Source organism: Mycobacterium sp. (assembly GCF_032159565.1).
GTDB lineage: Bacteria > Actinomycetota > Actinomycetes > Mycobacteriales > Mycobacteriaceae > Mycobacterium.
In genome coordinates, this window is the sequence record NZ_JAVHWR010000182.1 from 1 (window position 1) to 21922 (window position 21922).

Consider the following 21922-nt stretch of genomic DNA (forward strand, 5'->3'; position numbering starts at 1 on the left):
GACGATCTCGTAGGTCGCCAGCATCAGCGGGTAGACACCGGCTTCCTTGGTCGCGTACAGCGCGTTCAAGTCGAGGGCCAGGTCCATGCCTTCGGCCTTGAACTTGGCGGTGTCGACGGCCTTCTGAGTGGTCTCGTCGGTGAGCTCGACGGGCCCGCCTCCGTTGTCGATCGCGGCCATCTTCAGGCCGGCCTGCTGCGCGAAACCCTTCTCCACGTAGCCGATCGAACCCGGCGTGGCCTGGATCGCCTGGACGACACCCGACGACTTCTGCGCGCCTTCGCCGGCGCCGCCCTGGAACTCCTTGCCCGCACCCTTGGTCCACGCCGCAGGTGCGGCCGCGGCTAGATATTTCTGGAAGTTGTCGGTGGTGCCCGAGGAATCCGAGCGGTATATCGGCTTGATGTCCGCGTCGGGCAGCGTCGCGCCGGAGTTCAGCGCGACGATGGCCGGATCGTTCCACTTCGTGATCTGACCCTGGAAGATCTTGGCCAGCACGTCGCCGTTGACGACGAGCTTGTCGGCACCCTCGACGTTGAAGGCCATCGCCACCGGGCCGAACACCAAAGGAAGGTTCCACGCCGGGTTGCCGGCACAGCGCTCGGCGGCCTTCGGGCCCTGCTCGGCGCTCAGCGCCGAGTCGGAGCCTGCGAAGTCGACCTGCTTGGCCAGGAACTGATCGACGCCCGCGCCCGAACCGGTCGGGTTGTACGACAGCGTCTTGCCCGGGCAGACCTGCCCCCAGACCTTGTTGAACTCCGCGATCGCGTTCTGCTGAGCCGTCGAGCCCTCAGCGGTGAGTGAGTTCTTGCCGCCGCAGTCGGCTGATGACGAGGCGGTCCCGGACGCAGAGGAGGTGCTCGTTCCGGCGTTGTTGTCGCTGCCGCACCCGGACAGCGTCAGCGCGGTGAGCGCCGCGACCGAGAGGGTCGTACCGAACGTCTTGCCAATGCTGTTGAGCTTCACATAAACCCACTTTCACTTCAGGACACTTGACGGCTTCAGGCTCCCCGGCAACGTATGCGGCCCCAGTGGACACCCGACGGATGGAAGGTGAACCAACGGTGAACAGGTTCAGCTAATTTGCAGCTTGCACGGCTAGTCGGTGGCGTAGGCCACGTCGATGCCGGACACCTCGAAACCCAGCCGTCGATAGGTGTTCACCGCCGCCGAGTTATCTGCCTCGACGTAAAGGATCACCGTTGGCTGGGAGTTTGTTGACAGCCGCTTCGCCAGATGGTGCAGCCCGATCAGCGTCAGGGTCGCGCCGATGCCGCGGCCCTGCGCGGCCGGGTCGACACCCACCACATACACCTCGCCGAGACCCTCGTTGTGCACCTTCGTCCAGTGGAAACCGAGCAGCGCACCGGTCTCCTCGTCGAACGCCATGAACAAGCCCTCGGCATCGAACCAGGGCTCGCCACGGCGCTCGGCGACGTCGGCGGTCGTCCAGCCGCCTTGCTCGGGGTGCCAGGCGAATGCGGCGTTGTTGACGCGCAGCAGTTCGGCGTCGTCGTCCGGGCCGCGGTAGGTGTCGATCCGCACCCCTGCCGGGATTTTCAATGGCGGCAGAGCTGAGTTTGATGTCGCGGGCCAACCTGCTCCCGGCAACGGCCTGCGCATCTGCAGCAGTTCACGAACGGCGGTCAGCCCGAGCGCCTTCGCGGTGGCCCGTGCGGGCGGCAGGTTGCCATGCGCCCAGATGCGGGTACCGCTGCCGCCGTCGGCCAAGGCCGTGCGGGCCATCGCTGATCCGATGCCGCGCCTGCGCCACTGCGGATGGACGACGAGTTCGGCCATCGGCGGGGCGTCATCGGTTGCCGGTGCCAGATCGAGGTAGCCCGCGACTGTTTCACCGTCGAGCGCGAGCAGGTGCCGGCTGCGGTGCTGGGAAAGCTCGCGCAGCACTTGGTCGCCGACCGGGGCGATGCCGTCTTCCTTCTTCGCCTCGGCGATCAGCGCCCGGATGGCGCGCTGGTCCTCGTCGCTGAGGTCGGTGCGCCAGGACAACGGCGTCACTGAGTGCGCAGTGGATCAGCCAGCTCATCCGGCAGCCCGACGGGGGCGTCGTACGCGTCGTCGAGGTCATCGGGTGCATCGGAACCGGCAGCGGTTGGGCGTCCCCTGGCCGGACGCACCGCCTTGTATCCGACATTGCGCACAGTGCCGATGAGCGATTCGTATTCGGTGCCGAGCTTGGCGCGCAGCCGACGGACGTGGACGTCGACTGTGCGGGTGCCGCCGAAGAAGTCGTAGCCCCACACCTCTTGCAGAAGTTGCGCGCGGGTGAACACCCGGCCGGCGTGCTGGGCCAGATACTTCAGCAGTTCGAATTCCTTGTACGTGAGGTCAAGCGGCCGGCCGCGCAGCCGAGCCGTGTACGTGCCTTCGTCGATGACGAGCTCGCCCAGACTGACCTTGCCTGCGTTCTCCTGGCTCGCGGCACCGCCGCGGCGGCCCACGAGGAGGCGCAGCCGTGCGTCGATCTCGGCGGGGCCGGTGCTCGGCAGCAGAATCTCGTCGAGCCCCCATTCCATGTTGACCGCTACCAGGCCACCCTCGTTGACGACAGCGACAACGGGAGCCGAAGTGCCGGTCGTACCGAGCAGCCGGCACAGTCCGCGGGCGGCCGCCAGGTCCGTGCGCGCGTCGACGATCGCGACGTCTGCGCTGCCGGCCTCCAGCAACGAGGCCACCTCGGTGGGCGCTGTGCGCACGTTATGAGCGAGCAGCGACAATGAGGGCAGCACCGACTCAGGATGCGGGTCTGCGGTTAACAGCAGTAGATCCAACGGGCCCTCCAGCGTGCCGGGCAGATATTGACGGACATCGCTGTCTGTGGATACCTCGCAGATTCGTAGTGGACATCTGGGCGTTACCGGTGGACTAACGATAACCCGATACCTGCCGATTAGCCGCGCCGAGCAGGGTGGCCTTGCTCCGGTGGGCCAGAATGTCCGGGTGCGCAAGCTGGTGATCGGGGCGATATCCGCTGTGACCGCGGTCGTGGTCGCGGCGGTAGGCGTCGACTTCGGGGCGGCCATCTACGCCGAATATCGCCTGGCCAGAGCGGTTCGCGACGAAGCGAAGCTGACATTCGACCCATGGGTGGGCATCATCGGCTTTCCGTTCATCACCCAGGCCAGAGACCGGCACTACGACCAGATCGAGATCCGTGCGAATGGCGTGGATCACCCGGTTGCGGGCAAGGTGTCCTATGAGGCCACCCTGTATTCGATCGGCGTCCCGAAGGATTCCTGGCTGCTCGATGCGAGTACCGAACTACCGGTAGGCAAGGTCGAGAGCCGCACGATCATCGACTCCACCCACCTGGGCCGCTTCATGGGCATCCCCGATCTGCTGGTGGAGACGCCGCTCAAGGAAGCCAACAACGCCACCGGCGGCACGACGGAATCAGGCATCTCGGGCAACAAAGGGCTGGTCTTCACCGGCACGCCCACCGCGGCCGGCTTCGACAAGAGGGTCAGCGTCTCGGTGGACCTCTCCGTCGCGGGCCCGGATCAGACGACGCTCGTATTCACCGCGACGGGCGTGCTCACCGGGGCGGGCACCGCGGACCAGCAGGTGCCCGAGGACAAGACGCCTGCCGTGCTCGCCGCGTTCACCACCACCCTGCCCGGGCTGAAGTTGCCCTTCGGTATCGCTCCGACCACCGAAGGCGCCCGCGGATCCGACGTTATCGTCGAGGGCATCGCCGAGGGAGTAACCATCACGCTGGATGAGTTCACACAGTCATGAGCACTTCAGTTGTCGCGGTCATCGCCGTGCTCATCGCGGCGTTCGGGGCGGCCTATGTGATCAACAGGTTGATCGCCCTGCGTGCCGGGCTGAAGGACACCGCAGTGTCAGCCGGCTCAACGGTCGTCGACACCTCCGACCTGGGCTTGTCCGGCACCGGGCCGACCGTCGTGCATTTCAGCGCGGCATGGTGCGGACCGTGTGCCGGGGTTCGGCGGGTCGTCGACGAGGTGTGCAAGGAGCTGCCCCAGGTGGCACATGTGGAGATCGACATGGACGCCAATCCCGACGCGGCCCGGCGCCTTTCGGTGCTGTCCTTGCCTACGACCTTCATCTTCGACGCGGACGGCCGGCAGCGATACCGGGCCGCCGGCGTTCCGACCGCCGCTGACCTGCGGTCCGCGCTCGACCCGCTGTTGGCTTGATCACCATGTCATTGGGTAAGCTGGCCGGCGTGTCCGCCCGCCTGTTGGTGTTGCTCACCAAGCGCCGCGCAGTAGATCTGTGCCGCGTCGCGGGTTCCTGTTGTTGTTGTCGTAGCTGCTGAGCGCAGACGCGCGACCTAGCGCGCTCGCTCTGAGCAGTCCGATGAGGCCTGCTCGCACCCAGCCCTACCAACGCAACACAGGAGTGTGACTTCGATGGGATCGCCCACCAAGACCAATGCACCGGTCGACCAAGTCGACGTTCGGGGACCCCGCTTCGCCGCATGGGTCACGACGGCGGTGCTGGTGATCACGCTGATCGTCTCCAGCATCAGCCTCGTCGCCGCCGCAGTGATCCTCGGCGTGCAGGCTGCGATCTTCGCGATCGGTGCGGTCGGCGGGCCGCGGAAACATCCCTATGGGCTCATCTTCGCGAAGCTCGTTGCGCCCCGGCTCGCACCTGTCACGGAGAAGGAGCCGGTGCCGCCGCTGAAGTTCGCCCAGCTGGTCGGATTCGTCTTCGCCGTTGTCGGCAGCGCCGGGTTTGCGGCGGGGCTCGGCACGCTCGGGTTGATCGCCACCGGCTTCGCCTTGGTCGCCGCGTTCCTCAACGCGGCCTTCGCCATCTGTCTCGGCTGTCAGCTCTACCCCCTGGTGGCGCGGCTCCGTCGCTCCGCCGCCCCCGCGTAAGACCTCCAATATCAAGCAACCGAAAGGATTTTCGCCATGGCTCGCTCCGACGTCCTGGTCTCAGCCGACTGGGCCGAGAGCAATCTCGACGCGTCGAACACCGTCTTCGTCGAGGTAGACGAAGACACCTCCGCCTACGACGGCGGACACATCGCAGGCGCCGTAAAGCTGGACTGGAAGACCGACCTGCAAGATCCGGTCAAGCGCGATTTCGTTGACGCACAGCAGTTCTCGAAGCTGTTGTCCGACCGCGGCATCGCAAACGACGACACCGTGATCCTGTATGGCGGCAACAACAACTGGTTCGCCGCATACGCGTACTGGTACTTCAAGCTCTACGGCCACGACCAGGTCAAGCTTCTCGACGGTGGTCGCAAGAAGTGGGAGCTCGACGGCAAGTCGCTTTCCACCGATGCGGTGAACCGCGCGGCGACCAGCTACACCGCCAAGCAGCCCGACAACAGCATCCGCGCATTCCGCGACGAGGTCATCAAGGCCATCGGCGACAAGAACCTCGTCGACGTGCGTTCGCCCGACGAGTTCTCGGGCAAGATCCTCGCCCCAGCGCATCTGCCGCAGGAACAGAGCCAGCGGCCGGGCCACATCCCCAGCGCCATCAACGTTCCGTGGAGCAAGGCAGCCAACGAGGACGGCACCTTCAAGTCCGATGACGACCTGGCCACGCTGTACGCCGAGGCCGGACTGGACGGCGAGAAGGAAACCATCGCCTACTGCCGCATCGGTGAGCGCTCGTCGCACACCTGGTTCGTGCTGCAGGAGATCCTCGGCCACAAGAACGTCAAGAATTACGACGGCAGTTGGACGGAATACGGCTCCCTGGTGGGGGCCCCGATTGAGTTGGGAAGTTGATATGTGCTCTGCACCGAAGCAAGGACAGACGCTGCCGGCCGGCGTTGACCTGGAAAAGGAAACGGTGATCACCGGTCGCGTCGTCGACGGCTCCGGTCAGACCGTCGGAGGCGCGTTCGTGCGGCTGCTGGACTCGTCTGACGAGTTCACCGCCGAGGTCGTCGCGTCGGCCACCGGTGACTTCCGGTTCTTCGCCGCACCCGGCACGTGGACGCTGCGTGCGCTGTCCCCCGCGGGCAACGGCGACGCGAGCGTCGCACCGTCGGGCGCAGGGATCCACGAGGTCGACGTCAAGGTCGCCTGACGACGAAGGCGGCGCAGGTACGAGCCGACGAGGAGTCGGGCAATCGAACCTCGCCTGACGACGAAGGCGGCGCAGGTACGAGCCGACGGTCGCGGACTAGACTCGCTGCCGTGGTGTTGATCTACGAACTCCTGCTTGTGGCGACCGTCGTGGTCATCACTTGGTTCGCGCTCTATGCGCTGTATCGACTCATTACCGACGAATCGTGACTTCGGACGAAGGCTCCGTCGCCGGTGGTTCGGGCGACCGGGCGGTTGCGGCCGCCGCCGAGCGGGCCAAGGTGACGGCCGCGCGAAACATCCCGGTGTTCTCCGACCTGCCTGCCCCCGCCGACACCGCGAACCTGCGCGAAGGCGCGAACCTGAACGATGCGCTGCTTGCTCTGCTGCCGCTGGTCGGGGTGTGGCGCGGCGAGGGCGAGGGCCGAGCAGCCAAGGGCGACTATCGGTTCGGCCAGCAGATCGTGGTGGCCCACGACGGCGGCGACTACCTGATCTGGGAAGCGCGGTCGTGGCGGCTGACCGAGTCGGGCGAATACGAACGGCCCGGCCTGCGGGAATCGGGCTACTGGCGGTTCGTCGACGATCCGAACGATCCGGCCGAATCGCAGGCGATCGAACTGCTGCTGGCGCACTCCGCGGGCTATGTCGAGCTGTTCTACGGCCAGCCGCGCAGTCAATCCTCGTGGGAACTGGTCACCGACGCTCTGGCGCGCAGCAAGTCCGGGATGCTGGTCGGTGGCGCGAAGCGGTTGTACGGCATTGTCGAAGGGGGCGATTTGGCTTACGTGGAGGAGCGCGTTGACGCCGACGGCGGCCTGGTGCCGCATCTGTCGGCCCGGCTGACGAGGTTCGTCGGCTGATGCGCAGGGTTCGGTTGGCCGCGGTGCTCGCCGCGGCGGTCATCATCGCGGGGTGTTCGTCGAACGAAACCCCGTCCGAGGAGTCGTCGACGCAGTCGCCGGCGCCCAGTGGGCATGGTTCATATGCGAGTTGTCTTCACGACCACGGCGTTTCGGCTCCGCCCGGGCCGGTCGCGGGTCCTCCGCCCGGCACCGACGAGGCCACTTGGCACATGGCCACGCAGGCCTGTGCGTCGCTGGCGCCCGGCCCGGATGCCGGCTAGCGGAAGAGAGAAGCCTTTCCCGCCTCGGCGGGTCACTTGGTCTGCGGGGTGGTCAACGTGCCGTCGTCTTGAAGCGCGTCGGCGGCCGAGGAGATGCAGGACTGTGTCGCCGGAGATTCTCATGAAGGGACGCCGAGATCCAGAACGTGATCCGGCCCTGGATATGGGTCGGCCCCCGAGCCGCTGTTCCTGGTCGGACAAAACCGAGGGGCTCGGGGGCCGGGTGACTGCGGGGAATTCGCCAGCGCGCGCAGGTGACTTCCCCGGCGCTGCTAGCTCGCAGCCACCTCACATGTCCATAAGTCAATCAATTTCTCGGACCACCTCCTTCCCTGTGTACGGCCGAAATTACCACTGACCCTGACCGGGCTGCTAGTTATTTCTCGGTCGGCTGACAAGCCCCGACGACGGCTGCGGCACGTCACGGTTGGTGCCAGGGTCGACGCGCTTTGCCGGGGTGGCGCGAGCCAGCCAACCGTGACGGCGTATCGACTGCGCCATGACCAGCTTGTTCGACTGCCACGCAACGAGTTCTGCACCGCGAACCGCGTCTTGTCCGTGTCCCGATTGCCCGGAGGCAGATAGGGCTATACATAATCATGCGGTTCGAAGTGTCGACCGGGTCCTCGTCCCGATCCGACCGCTTCGCCACGGTTCCGCACCGTCGGGCGCGAGGACTCTTTTGACCCGGATCACTATCGCCTCGATCGTCGCCCTGCTGGCAGCGCTGGTCCTGCTGGTGTTCCACCGCGTCACGACCGCCGAGCCGATGTACCCGCCTGCCGACGCCGAGCCGACGACCGCGTTCGTCGTCAGTCGCGAGCAGTTCGATAAGGCGTTCCCCAACCGCAACCCCTTCTACAGCTACGACGACTTCGTCGCGGCCCTGACTTCCTATCCATCCTTCGCCGCGACTGGTGACGACACCACCCGCAAACGCGAGGCGGCCGCTTTCTTCGGCAACGTCTACCACGAGACAGGCGGCCTGACATTGATCGAAGAAGACGCCCACATGCGCAGTACCTACTGTGACGCGGAGATGTCCTTTGGTTGTCCGGCAGGCAAGGACGCTTATTTCGGCCGTGGTCCGGCGCAGCTGAGCTGGAACTACAACTATCGCGACGCGGGTGACGCGCTTGGTGTCGACCTACTCGCGAATCCCGCGCTGCTCGAACATGATCCGGTGCTGGCGTGGCGAACGGCGCTGTGGTTCTGGACCACCCAGGCAGCTTCGGCTGCAGCCACGCCACATGATGCGATGGTCCGCGACATGGGGTTCGGTGAGACCGTCCGGGCGTTCAATGGCGCGCTCGAGTGCGACGGTAATAATCCATCGCAGGTGCAGAGCCGGGTGGACGCCTATTTGCGGATGAGCAGGTTGCTTGGGGTGGCGCCGGGTAGAAATCTGGAATGTTGAGTGGGGCCGAAGGAATACCCCCGTCAGGGTGGACGCGGACGGTGTTGGTGCGCTCCAGCTTGTCCCACTGCACGATGGTGCCCTTGATCGCGCGGTAGGCCGAGGCGTAAAGCAGGTACGCCCTCAACGGCTCGTAGATCAAGCGGTATATCGGCACGACCAGCAGATGCCAGAGCCGCTCGCGAGCCATCACGACCGCGGTGAGCGAAATGATCATGTGTACCGCCGCTACGAAGGCGGCATACCAGGCAATGCTGTGCCAGTTGCCCGCGGCCACACTCATGCCTGCGGCGACGAAGGTCAAAGGCATGAAGAGGAGTGGCACCAGGAGGGATAGCGCGGCGTACGGCAGCGCCACGAGTCCCAGGACGCCGTATCGGGGCCGAAACAGCATGGCCCGGTGTTTCCACAGGGCCTGAATATTGCCGTATGTCCAACGCTTTCGTTGCTTCGCGAGTGCACGAATCGTCTCCGGCGCTTCGGTGTCGGCTATGGCGTTGTTTTCCTGCAGGATCATGTAGCCGCGCCGTTGCAGAGCCAGCGTCGCATCGCAATCCTCGGCCATCGTGTCCTCGCAGAATCCCCCGATGTCTTCGAACGCTTTACGGCTCCACGCAGAGCATGCGCCGGGAACGATCGATATCGCATGGAGTACGCGCTCCGCCATCCGCGTTACGCAGATGCCTGAGATGTACTCCAGGCTTTGCCATGCGGTCAGGATGTTGCAGCGATTGCCAACCTTTACATGTCCCGCGACGGCTCCGATACGGACACCTCGTTTGTTGCTCACAAAGTGCCGCGCCAGCATACGTATCGTATCTTTTCTGAAGAGGGTGTCCGCGTCCATTGTCACGATGACGGTCGAGGCACTACAAGCGTGGTTGACCCCGTTGTTGATAGCGGATGACTTTCCGCTGTTTTCCTGGTTGACGACGCGAAGCTGCGGCCACTCGCTCGCGTATTCTTGCAAGATAGACAACGTTTTGTCCTTGGATCCGTCGTCCACTGCGATTACTTCGAACCTTGTCCGCGGATAATCACTTCTACGGAGTTCGCACAGCGTTCGTCGTATCACTTTTTCTTCGTTGTATGCCGCTAACACCACACTCACGAACGGTAATTTCGAATCAGGATAGTCCGGCCACCGCAAGCGGTTCTGCCGATATTGACTTATCAGTGCCAACACCAAGTAAAGGAATGACATGATCGTCAGCGAGCCCATTCCCAGCCAAAATAGAAATCCCAGGATGGTGCTCGGAATCCGGTGAACCAATTGCAATGCGCGGAAGGTGGCCTGATCGGCGGGATACGTTCGCACACCGTGCATCGGCAAGTATTGCTTGGGCAGGAGCGGTGCCAGTGTCGTGAAAGCGTATCCCTGACTCTTCGCTTCTGCGATGAGCTTTTCGAGCAGACGTATCGTGGCGGTCCGATCGGCCCCTCCGCCGTCGTGGAGAAGGATCACGTGGCCGCGCCCGTCGAGTGGAGGAACGGCGATGTCGGTCCCGACGGGAGCCTTCCAATCCAGCGTGTCGACATCCTGATCGACTGCAAAGTAACCGAGTTGCTGCGCCTGCAAAAGCGCCAACGGGTTGTGGTCCGGATCCCCTTTTGGAATACGAAAGAGCCTGCTGCCGTATGCCGTGGTGGCACGCATGACCCGGTCGGTAGCGATGAGCTCCTCGCGATTCCGGAAATCGCCATGTCCATCGAAATCGATGTGGTACATGGTGTGGTTGCCGGCCATATGGCCCTCGCGGATGATTCTCTTGAATATGTCTGGGTGCTGAACGATGTTCGAACCGATCGAGAAAAACGTTGCCGGGACGTGCTCGCGCGACAGGATGTCGAGCACTTGAGGAGTGAATTTCGCATCGGGCCCATCGTCGAAGGTCAGCACGAGTTGGCGGTCTGCCGGCCGGCCGAAATGGTCTATCGCGTAGGGACTGTTGCCGATTCGAGCCATGTCGTCGTCGTCGGCGACTCGATAGAGTTCGTTAGTGAACGGATCAACGAGGCGCCATCGTGAAGCGCCCGGATTCGGGTCGTCGCTCTGGCGGTCGACCCGCACTACGCGACTGAAGACGTCTACGTCCTCGTCGCCGAGTACGGGAGCATGCTGTGGATCCCCCGTCGAAAGCAATCGCCGCGGATACCCGCTGTCATTGCTCATCGGAACGTGCCATACCGGATCAAACACCATGGGGCTCACCCTGACCGGTAGGACCGCAACGACCACCGCGATGACAAGTACGCTGGCGATGAAATAGTACAGACGCTTTCCCGTCCGGTCGTAGAACACCGGTCCCGGAGCGGGATTCAGTACTGTCTGGTTGCCCCCGAGGGTGAATCGAGATTTCCCGAAGTCGTTGACCATCGCGCGGTGACGTGGCGCCCCATTGGACCGCGAACGCATCGTGTCACTCCACCGTCACGGACTTGGCCAGGTTGCGGGGTTTATCGACGTCGTGCCCCAGCGCGAGCGCGAGCGTTCGCGCAAGGATCTGCAGCGGAACGGTGCTCTCGATAGGCCCCCATGGGGCGAGGGGGCAACCTATGACGGGAACGGTGCTACCCGGCGGACCGATCCGGATGATGCGGCCACCGCGCGCTTCTACTTCGGCGATGTTGGTGCCCAATTTCGGATCGGTATTGTCTATGACGACCACGGGGGTTTCAGTGCCCACCAGCGCAAGCGGTCCGTGCTTGAGCTCGCCCGCCGGGTAATCTTCCGCCCAACGGTAGCTCAGCTCCTTTAGCTTGAGCGCACCCTCGGCGGCGTACGGCAGCCCGGAGCCCCTTGCAATGAAGATGAAACCGCTTGCTTCCGTTAGTTCTTCAACGAGCGGCGGTATCACGGTCTTGGCGACCGCTCCCGCTGCGGCGAGCTGATCCGGAATTCGTCGAAGTTCGTCGGCGAGACGTGCGGCCTCTGCCGCCGAGATCCTGCATGTGGCAACGAGCGCCGAAATCATCACCGCGACACCGGCAATAATCTGGCACACGAAGGTTTTGGTCGCCGCCACGCTGATCTCGGGACCGGCGACGCAGGGTATCAAGGCGTCCGCTCGGCGGGCCACGCTGGAATGTGCGTTGTTGGTCAGGGCGAGTACGGCGGACTTCTGCGCCATGCGGAATGCGAGTGCATGCAATACATCTGCGGTCTCACCCGACTGACTTATCGCTAAGCAAAGCGTCCGGGGTTCCGGAATGTCGGTGGCGGCTTCGCTGGCGACACAGTGCCTAACCGGCAGGCCGCCGATGCTCTGGACTACGTTGCCGATTACCCGCCCTGCGTTGAGCGATGTTCCGCAGCCGACCACTTGGACGCGGTCGAATGGTGCCAATCCGAGATTGGCCCAAAGAGTGCCGTTGGCGACACCGTCGCCGAATTCGTCGAGTACCCGGGCCGCGGCGGCGGGCTGCTCGTCGATTTCTTTGGCCATGTAGTCGCAGTGGCCATTCAGTTCGGTGTCGATGCCCCGCCAACTATACGGAGGCATGGTCGTTACCTCATGGCCGCCGTCATGGTTGGGCAAGTCGGGACTGCTCAGCTCGATGACTTCGCCGTCCTCGAGGACCCGGAATTCGTCGGCCCACTCCGCTATGGCTGCGATGTCGCTGGCCGCGAAGTCACCTTGCTCGGTGCGCGCGATCAGCAACGGCGAGTGTTGAGCGGCAACGACTACGCGGCCGGTCGATTGCTCCAGGACAGCGAGCCCCCACGAGCCTTCGACAGCAGCCAGAGCTGTCTGCGATGCACGAAGCAGATCGCCGCAGAGTTCGAGTTGATCCTCAATCAGGTGGGCGAGCACTTCGCTGTCGACGGACGATGCGAATGTGTGACCAGCTCCCGCGAGGGACGTCCGTAATTGAAGGGCATTCTCCACGGTTCCGTTGTGCGCGAGGCTTATTCGCCCCGTACAGTCGTTGTGCGGATGCGCGTTGGTCTCGGTGACCGAACCGTGGGTTGCCCACCGGGTGTGACCGATACCGACCCCGGCGAAATCAGGCCCTGCCCAATCGCGCACCTGCCGCTCTAAAGCCCCGATGCGTTCGATGCTTCGTAGCCGCGCGACGTCCCCGCTCGTCGTTCGAACAGCGATACCGACCGAGTCGTATCCGCGGTACTCGAGCCGGCGCAGCGCCGTCAGCAGGTAGTCGACGGCGGGCGCGCCGGTCCGGCAAGCGATGATGCCGCACATCATCCGACCTCCAGTCCCAAGTGTGGTGTCGCTCTCCATGCGGGCATTTGGTCCCCAAAAGGCCGTCGTGCTTTGAAACTGAATCTCCGTTATGCGATGACGTCGGCAGAGCCGCGGGTGCGGCAGGTTATTCGCCGCCTGAACCTGGGCTTCCTGTCGACTCCGCGCCGCCTGATCCGTCTCCGCCGGTGGTACTGCCGCCGGCTGAGCCGTCGCCTCCCGGGTCAGCACTGACTGAAGTACTCCCGCCCGAGCCCCCGCCACCGGCTGTGCTTTCGTTCGAGGCACCTGCCGACATGCCGTTCAATGCGCCTGACGTGCTTCCTACCCCGGCGCTGTTCGAAGACGATTCAGACGAAAGCAAGCCATCGTTGGTTACCGCCGATGCCGAACTGGTGGATTCGGCAACTTGGACGACTTGAGGATGGGCGGGTTGGGGTTCCGGGGTCGGTGCAGAGGACGGATCCGGGGTGGGTGCCGAAGCAGAATGTTCCGGGGCGGTAGAGGCAAGAGCTTCAGGCGGGTCGGGATTAGGCGCTACCGCGAGCGCGGCAGACGAAGCTTCGGGAACCTCGTTGACTTCTTCCTGCGCAACCGTTGGGGCTGGAGCGAGCGAGATACCAAGCGACTGCAGCACTGCCGGCAACACATCCGTGACGACAGCCGACAACGCGCCCACTGCTATTGGCGGTGCATGCTTGAGGTACTCAAGTAGCCGCACCAAGACCGGTAGCACGGAAGTGCTTCCACCCCCCGATGGGGCGAGCGCAAATCCACCACCCGAGTTAACGGGGAGGCTGGGCAGGAGAGACCCTAGCAACGTCACCGCGCCCGGTAAACCATATGTCTCCACAACGTCGAGCAATGTATCGACCGGCAGCTCCGGGAAATTGTCGAGCAACCCAATGAGAGCTACCAAGTCGGATATTTCGGCACCGTTGAAAGCCGTCAGGTCCGCCGCAGCCAACACCTTCAATTTGCCTGAGCCGAATTCCATCTGACTCGGCTCTGTCGCCTGAGCTTCCGGCGGGAACAGCTTGAGCAGCTGCAAGCCACTGGGGAGTGGGTACAGCGCCGCGCTGAGACCCACACCCGCTGCCACAATCCAGGCCACAACGACGCGACGCCTTTTGGGTGGCCTCGGTATTTGATCCTGCTTCACTGCGATGAACGCCGTTGGCGCTAGGATACGGGCCCCCCCACCTGATCCGAGCGGCGTTGCTTCTTGAAGCATCAGATGCCTCCCCTCGCCGGCGCAAAGACTTTGCTGAAAACCGTCCCCGTTCGGGCGACGTTAATGCAGCGCCGTTCATTCCGTAACCAGCAACGGTCAGCCCGTGCCCGCGCGATGCCGGTTTCAACTGATTGTTCGACACGTTGTTCACACGTTCGGACGACACCGCATTAGCACGCTCGGGGGACACCCCTTAGTTTTGCTAGAAACCCGTCTGAGCGTCGATGGCTACCGCGAGGCCGAGGCTAGGGAGACTTGCTCACGGCGCTCGCGCGCGTTCAACGGATGCGATGTTGAGCCGCGAATCACAGGTCGTCGATGCTCAGGATCCCGTCCTGCACCGCCCTCGCTATCAAGGCCGCCTTGGTGGGTGCAGGTCGGCCGACGGAGGCGTACTTCGCCCGGACACGCTGAAGGTGAGTGCGCACGGTTGAAGGCTCGATGAAGAGCCGCCTACCGACCAACTCCTTGTTCTCGGTCTGAAACCACGCTACGAGCACTTCTCTCTCTCGCTTGCTCAGATGTGGTCGGCCCACCGTCCTGTCATTGAGGAGTGCCCTGGCCATTCGTGGGCCGACGTAGGGCGTATGCGAGCGAGCGGCATAGATCGCCTCGCGCAGGTGATTCTCATTTTCAGACTTGGCCACGTAGGTCAGTGCCCCGACGTCGAGGCAGGTCAGAATCACCTCGTCGGTTACGTGGTGGGAGTAGACGATGACGCGATGTCCAAGACGGCAGATCTCACGCAGCATGTCGAAATCTGGACCGTGACCGTCGTACTCGAGTGCACACAGGACGACGTCAACAGCCGATGTCGCCGTCGGGTAGACGGACCTGAACTGGGTTGGATCAGAAAAGTTGCCGACGATCTTGATTTCAGGGTCGCTGCCCGCGAGCCAGAAGCGAATGCCCGCATGGACGACCGCCTGACGGTCCACGATCACAATTGCGACCGCCGACTGATCCTCGCTCTCGTCGCCCATCCCCATGTCTTCCCCCGATAGCCAAATTTACACATGTGCGGGTTAAATTGGCACCACTTACGCGCAGGTCAACCTTTGCTCAATCACCTGACTGACAGCGAGATCAGCGCTCGAAATGGCCGACGACCATCCGTCGACACGACCGCTACGGGCTTGGATGTGACGATGTCGCGGCCCCGCGGTCGGCCGACCCGGCGAACGGGGTAGTTGTCAACCGGCGACCGATGCTATTGGCGTGGTTTGCTACAAGAGCCAGAGGGAACGGGTCCAGCGCTACTACATAAAGATTGCCGACAGCCGGTGGCGGCTCGCGCTATGTGGGGCTCACCGATCGCTGACGATGGCGGCGTCGACGAGCTCGGTGAGCTCCGCGGCCATCGGAGAAGGCGGCAGCGCCCTGCCGTCGAGGGTGTGCACCCGAGCCGCGAGGGTGATGCTCGATACCAGCCAAACCCCTTGTGCGGCGAACAGATCGCCGGGCTGCAGGGCGCGGTAGTCACAGTCATAGCCCTTGTTGCGCGCCACCTCGAACAGCGCCTGCTGGGTGGTGCCCCGCAAAATCGGATACCACGGCGGCGGGGTCAGGAGACAAGGTCGTCCGTCCTCCTCGATCGCGATGACCACCGTCGACCGCGGCCCTTCAAGAACCCGGCCCTCCGAACTGATGAAGATCACATCGCCCGCGCCCTGCCGCTCGGCATGCCGCAGCGCCGCCATGTTCACCGCGTACGACAGCGTCTTGGCGCCCGCCAGCAGCCACGGCACGTCGCCGGCCCCCTCGGCGGGCAGCCAGCGGGCCAACGTCACGGCGGCGACTCCGTCGCTTCGCGCGGCTTCGACCCTGCCGGGCATCGCGGCGATCATCGCGAATGCCGTTGGCTCCCCGCCACTTTCGCGGCCCCGGCTGCAAATGAGCCGCAGCACGCCCTCGCCGCCGCCCTGCTCCGTCCACCGGGACACCGCGGCGGCCACCGCAGCACGCCACCGCGGGAGATCGGGTTCTGGCAGCTCCATCAGCCGAGCCGACTGCGTCAACCGCCCCAGATGAGCCTCGAGCAGACACGGCCGCGCGTCGCGCACGAGTAGCGACTCGAAGATGCCGTCGCCCCGCACGACGGCCAGGTCGTCGCCGTGCAGCAGCGGTGTTCGCGGGTCGTGTAACTGCCCGTCGAGCGTCACCACAACACCGGGTTCGCTCGCCATGGGCAAGAGCGTAGCGCCGTACAGTTGGAGCCATGTCAGCAGTTCCCGCCCCTGAATCGGGGCCCGACGCCGGCGCCGTCTGGCACTACGGCGACCCGTTCGGTGAGCAGCGCGCCGCCATTGACGAGGCCGTGGTCGTGGACCGCTCGCATCGCGCGGTGCTCGAGTTGTCGGGCAGCGGCCGCAAGAGCTGGTTGCACAGCATTTCCTCGCAGCATGTCAGCGATCTGCCCGACGGTGCGGTCACGCAGAATTTGAGCCTCGACGGGCAGGGTCGTGTCGAAGATCACTGGATACAGACTGAGCTCGGCGACGTCACCTACCTGGACACCGAACCGTGGCGCGCAGAGCCGTTGCTGGCGTTCCTGCGCAGGATGGTGTTCTGGGCCGACGTGGTGATCGAGCCGGTCGACATGGCCGTGTTGTCGCTACTCGGCCCGCGGCTGGCCGACGAGCGGGTGCTCGCCGCTCTGGGCGTCGATTCGCTACCGGCTGAAAACACGGCGACGGCCCTGCCGGACGGCGGATTCGTTCGCCGGATCAACGGGCCGGGCATCGAGCTTGACCTCGTCGTAGGGCGCACGCAGGCCGCCGACCGGCTGGACCGGCTGACCGCGGCAGGCGTCAGGCGCGCCGGGGTCTGGGCCTACGAAGCACATCGCGTGGTCGCGCTGCGGCCGCGCCTCGGGGTCGACACCGACGAGCGGACCATCCCGCACGAGGTGGGCTGGATCGGCAGCGCGGTGCATCTGGACAAGGGCTGCTATCGCGGGCAGGAGACAGTCGCGCGAGTCCATAACCTGGGCAAACCGCCCCGAATGATGGTGCTGCTGCATCTCGACGGGTCCACGGATCGGCCGTCGACGGGCGATCCGGTACTCGCGGGCGGCCGTGCGGTCGGCCGACTCGGCACCGTCGTCGACCACGTCGACCTCGGCCCCGTCGCGCTGGCGATACTCAAGCGGGGGCTGCCCGTCGACACAACATTGACGACCGGCGGTGAAGTCGAGGTCCCCGCAGTGGTCGACGCGGACTCGATGCCCGCCGCCGAGGTCACCGGCGCGGGGCGGCTGGCCGTCGAGCGACTGCGGGGCGGAGCGCGGTGAGCCGATACGCGGTCAGAAGGGCCTGCCAGCGCAGCGCGGACGGGCACGGTAAAGTGTTGGCAGGACAATAAACACACACACAGATCGGAGCCGCCTTCTTATTGGGCCGCTCCGTTATTGCGCGAGGGGGTCCCCCCATGGGCCGCGGCCGGGCTAAGGCAAAGCAGACCAAGGTTGCTCGTGAGCTCAAATACAGCTCACCGCAGACCGATTTCGAGCGGCTCCAGCAAGAGCTGGCCGGGTCGGAAGCGACCGATACCGACGACCGAAACGGCGCAGGCGGGCTCGCCGACGACGAGTGGGTACCAGAGGACGACTGGCGCCGATAGGCGCCTTTTTCCTTAAAAGCGAGGGTGCTGACCTACGAGCTCGGCTCGTGGGCCTTCTTTGCTGCCCTTTTTCACAGTGCCGAGAATCCAGCAGTTCAAATGGCGTGCGGTGAGGATCGCCAGAGCCCGGTCGGTGTCCTCGGGAGCGACGACGGCGATCATGCCGACGCCCATGTTGAACGTCTTCTCCATCTCGACACGGTCGACGCGACCGCGCTGGGCGATCATGCCGAACACCGGTGCCGGCGTCCACGTCCCGCGATCGACCTCGGCCGCCAGACCGGGCGGAATCACCCGCTCCAGATTGCCCGCCAATCCGCCGCCGGTGACGTGGCAGAACGTCCGCACCTGAGTTTCGGCGGCCAGCGCCAGGCAGTCCTTGGCATAGATGCGCGTCGGCTCCAGTAGCTCCTCGCCCAGCGTGCGGCCGAATTCCTCGACGTGTCCGGCCAGGTTCATCCGGTCGATCTCCAGCAGCACATGACGTGCCAACGAGTAGCCGTTCGAGTGCAGGCCGGTGGATCCCATGCCGATGATCACGTCGCCCGGCTTGACCCGGTCGGGACCCAGCACGTCGTCGGCTTCCACCACACCGACGCCCGTCGCAGAGATGTCGTAGTGGTCGGGCGCCATCAGCCCGGGATGTTCGGCGGTCTCCCCGCCGAGCAGAGCGCACCCGGCGATCACACAGCCGTTCGCGATGCCGGACACCAGTTCGCTCACCCGCTCGGGAACCGTGCGGCCGACGGCGATGTAGTCCTGAAGGAACAGCGGCTCGGCGCCACACACCACCAGATCGTCGACGACCATCGCGACGAGGTCGAGGCCGACGGTGTCGTGCTTGTCCATGGCCTGCGCCACGGCCAGCTTGGTGCCTACGCCGTCCGTCGATGCGGCGAGCACCGGCTCGCGGTACCCGCCACGCAGCGCGAACAGGCCCGCGAAGCCGCCCAGGCCGCCACGCACCTCGGGTCGGGTCGCCTTGCTCGCCCACGGTTTGAACAGTTCGACGGCGCGGTCACCTGCTTCGATGTCCACCCCGGCCGATGCGTAGGAGATGCCGTGTTGTGCGGCGTGATCCGTCATCGCGACCAAATCTACCGGGCTGGGCCACTGCACGGTATGCGCCGGCCGCTGAACGTTTCCTGGCCGACATCGAGCACGATCGACGACGGTATGACAACGTAGCCGTCCGTGACCCCGATTCGCTCATTTGCGCTGGCCGCCGCCGCAATCACCGCCGTGTCCGTCGGCCCGCCCGGCACCGCGGCCGGCACTCCGGCGCGAGACACCGACGGCACCGTCCTGTGGCAAACGACCGACGACGGCAAGGACTACGTGTTCCGCGAGATCACCATCGCCCCTGGCGGCAGCACCGGCTGGCACTCGCACGACGGTCAGCTGTTCGGTGTCGTCAAGGAGGGCACCCTGATGCATTACCGGGCCGACTGCTCGATGGACGGCCTCTACCTGGCCGGCCAGAGCATCGCGGAGAAGGGCGGCCCCGACTACGTGCACATCGGCCGCAACCTCGGGCCCGGGCCCCTGGTGTTGCAGGTTCTCTACATCGATCCGGCGGGGGCGCCGCTGTCCGACGACCAGCCCGATCCTGGCTGCGGGTTTGCCTAAGGCCCGAAATGGTCATCCGCCCGGCGAGTGGCTCCGAATTACTCATGGGGCACGACGGATGGAGGTTCTGTGGGCGAGGAGATCCGCTGCTTGGTGACGGGCGCGACCGGCTACATCGGCGGCCGGTTGGTGCCGCGACTCCTGGAGGCGGGCCTGACGGTGCGGGCGATGGCGCGCAATCCCGACAATCTCGCGAAGGTGCCGTGGCATGACGAAGTCGAGGTGGTCCGCGGCGACTTGACCGATCCCCAGTCGCTGACCGAGGCCTTTGCGGGCGTCGACGTCGTCTACTACCTGGTGCATTCGATGGGCACGTCAAAAGACTTCGTCGCCGAGGAGAGGCAATCGGCGCGCAATGTGGTGGAAGCCGCGCAAAAGGCAGGGGTGCGTCGGCTGGTGTACCTGAGCGGTCTGCACCCGGAAGACACTCCGTTGTCCCGGCACCTCGCCTCGCGCACGGAGGTCGGCGAGATCCTCATCGACTCGGGTATTGAGACCGTGGTGCTGCAGGCGGGCATCGTCATCGGCTCCGGGTCGGCGTCCTTCGAGATGATCCGCCACCTGACCGACCGGCTGCCTGCGATGACGACACCCAAGTGGGTGCGTAACAAGATCCAGCCGATCTCCATCGACGACGCGGTTCACTACCTCGCGGGAGCCGCCACCGCCGAGGTGCCGTCGTCACGGACGTGGGACGTCGGCGGTCCTGACGTCATGGAGTACGGCGAGGCCATGCAGGTCTACGCCGACGTCGCGGGCCTCCGGCGCCGAATCATCGTCGTGCTGCCGTTTCTCACTCCGACGATCGCCAGTTGGTGGGTGGGTCTGGTGACACCCATCGCGTCGGGACTGGCGCGGCCGCTGGTGGAGTCACTGGAATGCGATGCGGTGATGTACAACCACGACGTCAATGCCGTCATCCCGCCGCCCGAGGGAGGATTGACCCGCTACCGCGATTCGGTGGTCGCTGCCCTGGAGGAAGACGGAACCGCGTCAACCGATGGCAAACGTCACCTGCTCAGATTCAGTTCGGCTGAGCCGCAGTAGATTTCAGGGTCGCCGCAGGGCCGACGCGTTGTCGTTATCGGCCTTCAGCGGAATACCGGTGCGGGCTGCGGTCGCCAGCATCTGCTCGATGACGTTCTTGCCCAATGCCGTCTCGCCCGGCAGCTCGATCGGGTACTTGCCGTCGAAGCAGGCGGTGCACAGCCGTGACGCGGGCTGCTCGGTCGCCGCCACCATGCCGTGCTGCGAGATGTAGCCGAGCGAGTCGGCGCCGATGCCGTGGCGGACCGCCTCGACCACCTCCTCCTCGTTTTCGACGGCGTTGGCGATCAGCTCGGCCGGCGTGGCGAAGTCGATGCCGTAGAAACACGGCCACTTCACCGGCGGCGAGGCGATGCGCACATGCACCTCGATAGCGCCGGCCTCACGCAACATCCGGACCAGGGCGCGCTGGGTGTTGCCGCGCACGATCGAGTCGTCGACCACGACGAGCCGCTTGCCGCGGATCACTTCTTTGAGGGGGTTGAGCTTGAGCCGGATACCGAGCTGGCGGATGGTCTGCGACGGCTGGATGAACGTGCGCCCGACGTAGGCGTTCTTCGTCAGGCCCTGCCCATACGGGATGCCCGACTCCTGCGCGTAGCCGACGGCGGCGGGGATGCCGGACTCCGGAACGCCGATCACCAGGTCGGCGTCCACCGGCCCTTCCTGGGCAAGCCTGCGCCCGATGTCGACCCGCGTCTTGTGCACCGAGCGTCCGCCGATTGTGCTGTCGGGCCGGGCCAGATACACGTACTCGAACACACAGCCCTTCGGCGACGGCGGGGCGAACCGGCTCGAGCGCACTCCGTCGGCGTCGATGGCCAGCAGCTCTCCGGGTTCGATGTCGCGGACGAAGGAGGCGCCGACGATGTCCAGAGCAGCCGTCTCCGATGCGACGACCCAGCCCCGATCGAGACGCCCCAGCGACAGCGGCCGCACGCCGTGCGGGTCGCGGGCCGCGTACAGGGTGTTCTCGTCCATGAACGTCAGGCAGAACGCCCCACGCACCGTGGGGAGAAGCTCCAGCGCAGCCTGTTCGACGGTCGAATCCGCGGCGCCGTGCGCCAGCAGTGCGCCGAGGATGTCGGAGTCGGTGGTGGCCGCGGCTGCGCCGCGCATGTTGATCAGCCCGAGCTCGCGGGCGCGGCCCGCCAGCTCGGTGGTGTTGACGAGGTTGCCGTTGTGTCCGAGTGCGACTCCGGTGCCTGCAGCTGTGTTGCGGAACACAGGCTGGGCGTTCTCCCAAGTCGTTGAGCCGGTCGTCGAGTAGCGGCAGTGCCCGATCGCGACGTGGCCCTCCATCGCGCCCAGCGTCTGCTCATCGAAGACCTGGCTGACCAGGCCGAGGTCCTTGAACACCAGCACCTGCGAGCCGTCGGCGACCGCGATACCTGCGGCTTCCTGACCTCGGTGTTGCAGTGCGTACAGGCCGTAATAGGTGAGCTTGGCGACCTCTTCGCCCGGCGCCCAGACGCCGAATACGCCGCACTCTTCTTTTGGTTCGTCCGAAATGGGGGCACGCCCCTCGCAAGCGGTGGGTCCACCCGCATGCGGGGGACTGCTTGCGCGAAGGGTTTCGGTGGAGTCCGTTTGCTC

Annotated in this window: 22 protein-coding genes; 13 read left to right on the forward strand and 9 right to left on the reverse strand. The window is 65.1% G+C overall.

Going from position 1 to position 21922, the window contains the following annotated elements:
• The 3 genes from pstS to QOC76_RS24300 form a co-directional block, all read right to left on the reverse strand.
• A partial coding sequence (gene pstS / locus QOC76_RS24290; RefSeq protein ID WP_526361232.1) for a phosphate ABC transporter substrate-binding protein PstS occupies nt 1-966 on the reverse strand: 966 nt, incomplete at its 3' end.
• A gap of 132 nt (nt 967-1098) precedes the next feature.
• Nucleotides 1099-2019, reverse strand: a complete 921-nt coding sequence (mshD, locus tag QOC76_RS24295) for a mycothiol synthase (RefSeq protein ID WP_526361234.1) — start codon at nt 2017-2019, stop codon at nt 1099-1101.
• Nucleotides 2016-2792 (reverse strand): winged helix-turn-helix transcriptional regulator, encoded by a 777-nt coding sequence (locus tag QOC76_RS24300; RefSeq protein WP_526361236.1) that lies wholly within the window; start codon nt 2790-2792, stop codon nt 2016-2018. Before QOC76_RS24300 ends, mshD begins: the two co-directional genes overlap by 4 nt.
• Nucleotides 2793-2943: 151 nt before the next feature.
• Between QOC76_RS24300 and lmeA the strand changes: the two genes are divergently transcribed.
• From lmeA to QOC76_RS24345, 9 genes are all read left to right on the forward strand, one after another.
• Nucleotides 2944-3759 (forward strand): mannan chain length control protein LmeA, encoded by an 816-nt coding sequence (gene lmeA / locus QOC76_RS24305; protein ID WP_526361238.1) that lies wholly within the window; start codon nt 2944-2946, stop codon nt 3757-3759.
• Complete coding sequence (locus QOC76_RS24310) at nt 3756-4184, forward strand: thioredoxin family protein (RefSeq protein WP_526361240.1); 429 nt, start codon at nt 3756-3758, stop codon at nt 4182-4184. The genes lmeA and QOC76_RS24310 overlap by 4 nt, the downstream gene beginning before the upstream one ends.
• A gap of 5 nt (nt 4185-4189) precedes the next feature.
• On the forward strand, nt 4190-4306 hold the full coding sequence (locus QOC76_RS24315) for a putative leader peptide (RefSeq protein ID WP_526361242.1): 117 nt from the start codon (nt 4190-4192) through the stop codon (nt 4304-4306).
• A 94-nt stretch (nt 4307-4400) separates the two neighbouring features.
• A complete protein-coding gene (locus QOC76_RS24320; RefSeq protein ID WP_526361244.1) occupies nt 4401-4874 on the forward strand; it encodes a DUF4395 family protein in 474 nt (157 codons plus the stop codon).
• 36 nt (nt 4875-4910) lie between these two features.
• Entirely contained in the window at nt 4911-5744 is an 834-nt protein-coding gene (locus QOC76_RS24325; RefSeq protein WP_526361246.1) for a sulfurtransferase, read from the forward strand.
• A 1-nt stretch (nt 5745) separates the two neighbouring features.
• Nucleotides 5746-6048, forward strand: coding sequence for a DUF1416 domain-containing protein (locus tag QOC76_RS24330; protein WP_526261571.1), 303 nt, complete (start codon nt 5746-5748; stop codon nt 6046-6048).
• A gap of 205 nt (nt 6049-6253) precedes the next feature.
• Complete coding sequence (locus QOC76_RS24335; RefSeq protein ID WP_526361248.1) at nt 6254-6910, forward strand: nitrobindin family protein; 657 nt, start codon at nt 6254-6256, stop codon at nt 6908-6910.
• Complete coding sequence (locus tag QOC76_RS24340; RefSeq protein WP_526361250.1) at nt 6910-7173, forward strand: hypothetical protein; 264 nt, start codon at nt 6910-6912, stop codon at nt 7171-7173. The genes QOC76_RS24335 and QOC76_RS24340 overlap by 1 nt, the downstream gene beginning before the upstream one ends.
• Before the next feature lie 682 nt (nt 7174-7855).
• Nucleotides 7856-8590, forward strand: coding sequence for a chitinase (locus QOC76_RS24345; protein ID WP_526361252.1), 735 nt, complete (start codon nt 7856-7858; stop codon nt 8588-8590).
• On the opposite strand, the gene QOC76_RS24350 is transcribed toward QOC76_RS24345, so the two are convergent.
• From QOC76_RS24350 to QOC76_RS24365, 4 genes are all read right to left on the reverse strand, one after another.
• The gene (locus tag QOC76_RS24350; protein ID WP_526361254.1) at nt 8472-10967 is read right to left on the reverse strand and encodes a bifunctional polysaccharide deacetylase/glycosyltransferase family 2 protein; all 2496 of its coding nucleotides are present in this window, start codon (nt 10965-10967) and stop codon (nt 8472-8474) included. The genes QOC76_RS24345 and QOC76_RS24350 overlap by 119 nt on opposite strands.
• A gap of 43 nt (nt 10968-11010) precedes the next feature.
• The gene (glmS, locus tag QOC76_RS24355) at nt 11011-12795 is read right to left on the reverse strand and encodes a glutamine--fructose-6-phosphate transaminase (isomerizing) (RefSeq protein WP_526361276.1); all 1785 of its coding nucleotides are present in this window, start codon (nt 12793-12795) and stop codon (nt 11011-11013) included.
• A 1539-nt stretch (nt 12796-14334) separates the two neighbouring features.
• Nucleotides 14335-15012 (reverse strand): response regulator, encoded by a 678-nt coding sequence (locus QOC76_RS24360; protein ID WP_526361256.1) that lies wholly within the window; start codon nt 15010-15012, stop codon nt 14335-14337.
• A gap of 324 nt (nt 15013-15336) precedes the next feature.
• The gene (locus tag QOC76_RS24365; protein ID WP_526361258.1) at nt 15337-16215 is read right to left on the reverse strand and encodes an aminodeoxychorismate lyase; all 879 of its coding nucleotides are present in this window, start codon (nt 16213-16215) and stop codon (nt 15337-15339) included.
• Between the two features lie 32 nt (nt 16216-16247).
• On the opposite strand from QOC76_RS24365, the gene ygfZ reads away from it, so the two are divergent.
• On the forward strand, nt 16248-17321 hold the full coding sequence (gene ygfZ / locus QOC76_RS24370) for a CAF17-like 4Fe-4S cluster assembly/insertion protein YgfZ (protein WP_526361260.1): 1074 nt from the start codon (nt 16248-16250) through the stop codon (nt 17319-17321).
• Nucleotides 17322-17458: 137 nt separating this feature from the next.
• Entirely contained in the window at nt 17459-17650 is a 192-nt protein-coding gene (locus QOC76_RS24375) for a DUF3073 family protein (protein ID WP_526361262.1), read from the forward strand.
• A 12-nt stretch (nt 17651-17662) separates the two neighbouring features.
• On the opposite strand, the gene purM is transcribed toward QOC76_RS24375, so the two are convergent.
• Complete coding sequence (gene purM / locus QOC76_RS24380) at nt 17663-18736, reverse strand: phosphoribosylformylglycinamidine cyclo-ligase (protein ID WP_526361264.1); 1074 nt, start codon at nt 18734-18736, stop codon at nt 17663-17665.
• A 108-nt stretch (nt 18737-18844) separates the two neighbouring features.
• Between purM and QOC76_RS24385 the strand changes: the two genes are divergently transcribed.
• Nucleotides 18845-19279, forward strand: a complete 435-nt coding sequence (locus QOC76_RS24385) for a cupin domain-containing protein (protein WP_526361266.1) — start codon at nt 18845-18847, stop codon at nt 19277-19279.
• 69 nt (nt 19280-19348) lie between these two features.
• Nucleotides 19349-20326, forward strand: a complete 978-nt coding sequence (locus QOC76_RS24390) for an NAD(P)H-binding protein (protein WP_526361268.1) — start codon at nt 19349-19351, stop codon at nt 20324-20326.
• 3 nt (nt 20327-20329) lie between these two features.
• Here the strand turns inward: QOC76_RS24390 and purF are convergent, their stop codons facing one another.
• Nucleotides 20330-21838 carry an amidophosphoribosyltransferase gene (gene purF / locus QOC76_RS24395; RefSeq protein WP_526361278.1) on the reverse strand — a complete coding sequence of 503 codons (1509 nt, stop codon included), beginning with the start codon at nt 21836-21838 and terminating at the stop codon, nt 20330-20332.
• Nucleotides 21839-21922: the final 84 nt, after the last annotated feature.

Bases quoted from the DNA above. Each gene is read 5' to 3' on its own strand.
- QOC76_RS24310 (WP_526361240.1), top strand. From the start codon at position 3,756: ATGAGCACTTCAGTTGTCGCGGTCATCGCCGTGCTCATCGCGGCGTTC.
- QOC76_RS24315 (WP_526361242.1), top strand. From the start codon at position 4,190: ATGTCATTGGGTAAGCTGGCCGGCGTGTCCGCCCGCCTGTTGGTGTTG.
- QOC76_RS24320 (WP_526361244.1), top strand. From the start codon at position 4,401: ATGGGATCGCCCACCAAGACCAATGCACCGGTCGACCAAGTCGACGTT.
- QOC76_RS24325 (WP_526361246.1), top strand. From the start codon at position 4,911: ATGGCTCGCTCCGACGTCCTGGTCTCAGCCGACTGGGCCGAGAGCAAT.
- QOC76_RS24330 (WP_526261571.1), top strand. From the start codon at position 5,746: ATGTGCTCTGCACCGAAGCAAGGACAGACGCTGCCGGCCGGCGTTGAC.
- QOC76_RS24340 (WP_526361250.1), top strand. From the start codon at position 6,910: ATGCGCAGGGTTCGGTTGGCCGCGGTGCTCGCCGCGGCGGTCATCATC.
- QOC76_RS24350 (WP_526361254.1), bottom strand. From the start codon at position 10,967: ATGGTCAACGACTTCGGGAAATCTCGATTCACCCTCGGGGGCAACCAG.
- glmS (WP_526361276.1), bottom strand. From the start codon at position 12,795: ATGTGCGGCATCATCGCTTGCCGGACCGGCGCGCCCGCCGTCGACTAC.
- QOC76_RS24360 (WP_526361256.1), bottom strand. From the start codon at position 15,012: ATGGGCGACGAGAGCGAGGATCAGTCGGCGGTCGCAATTGTGATCGTG.
- QOC76_RS24365 (WP_526361258.1), bottom strand. From the start codon at position 16,215: ATGGCGAGCGAACCCGGTGTTGTGGTGACGCTCGACGGGCAGTTACAC.
- ygfZ (WP_526361260.1), top strand. From the start codon at position 16,248: ATGTCAGCAGTTCCCGCCCCTGAATCGGGGCCCGACGCCGGCGCCGTC.
- QOC76_RS24375 (WP_526361262.1), top strand. From the start codon at position 17,459: ATGGGCCGCGGCCGGGCTAAGGCAAAGCAGACCAAGGTTGCTCGTGAG.
- purM (WP_526361264.1), bottom strand. From the start codon at position 18,736: ATGACGGATCACGCCGCACAACACGGCATCTCCTACGCATCGGCCGGG.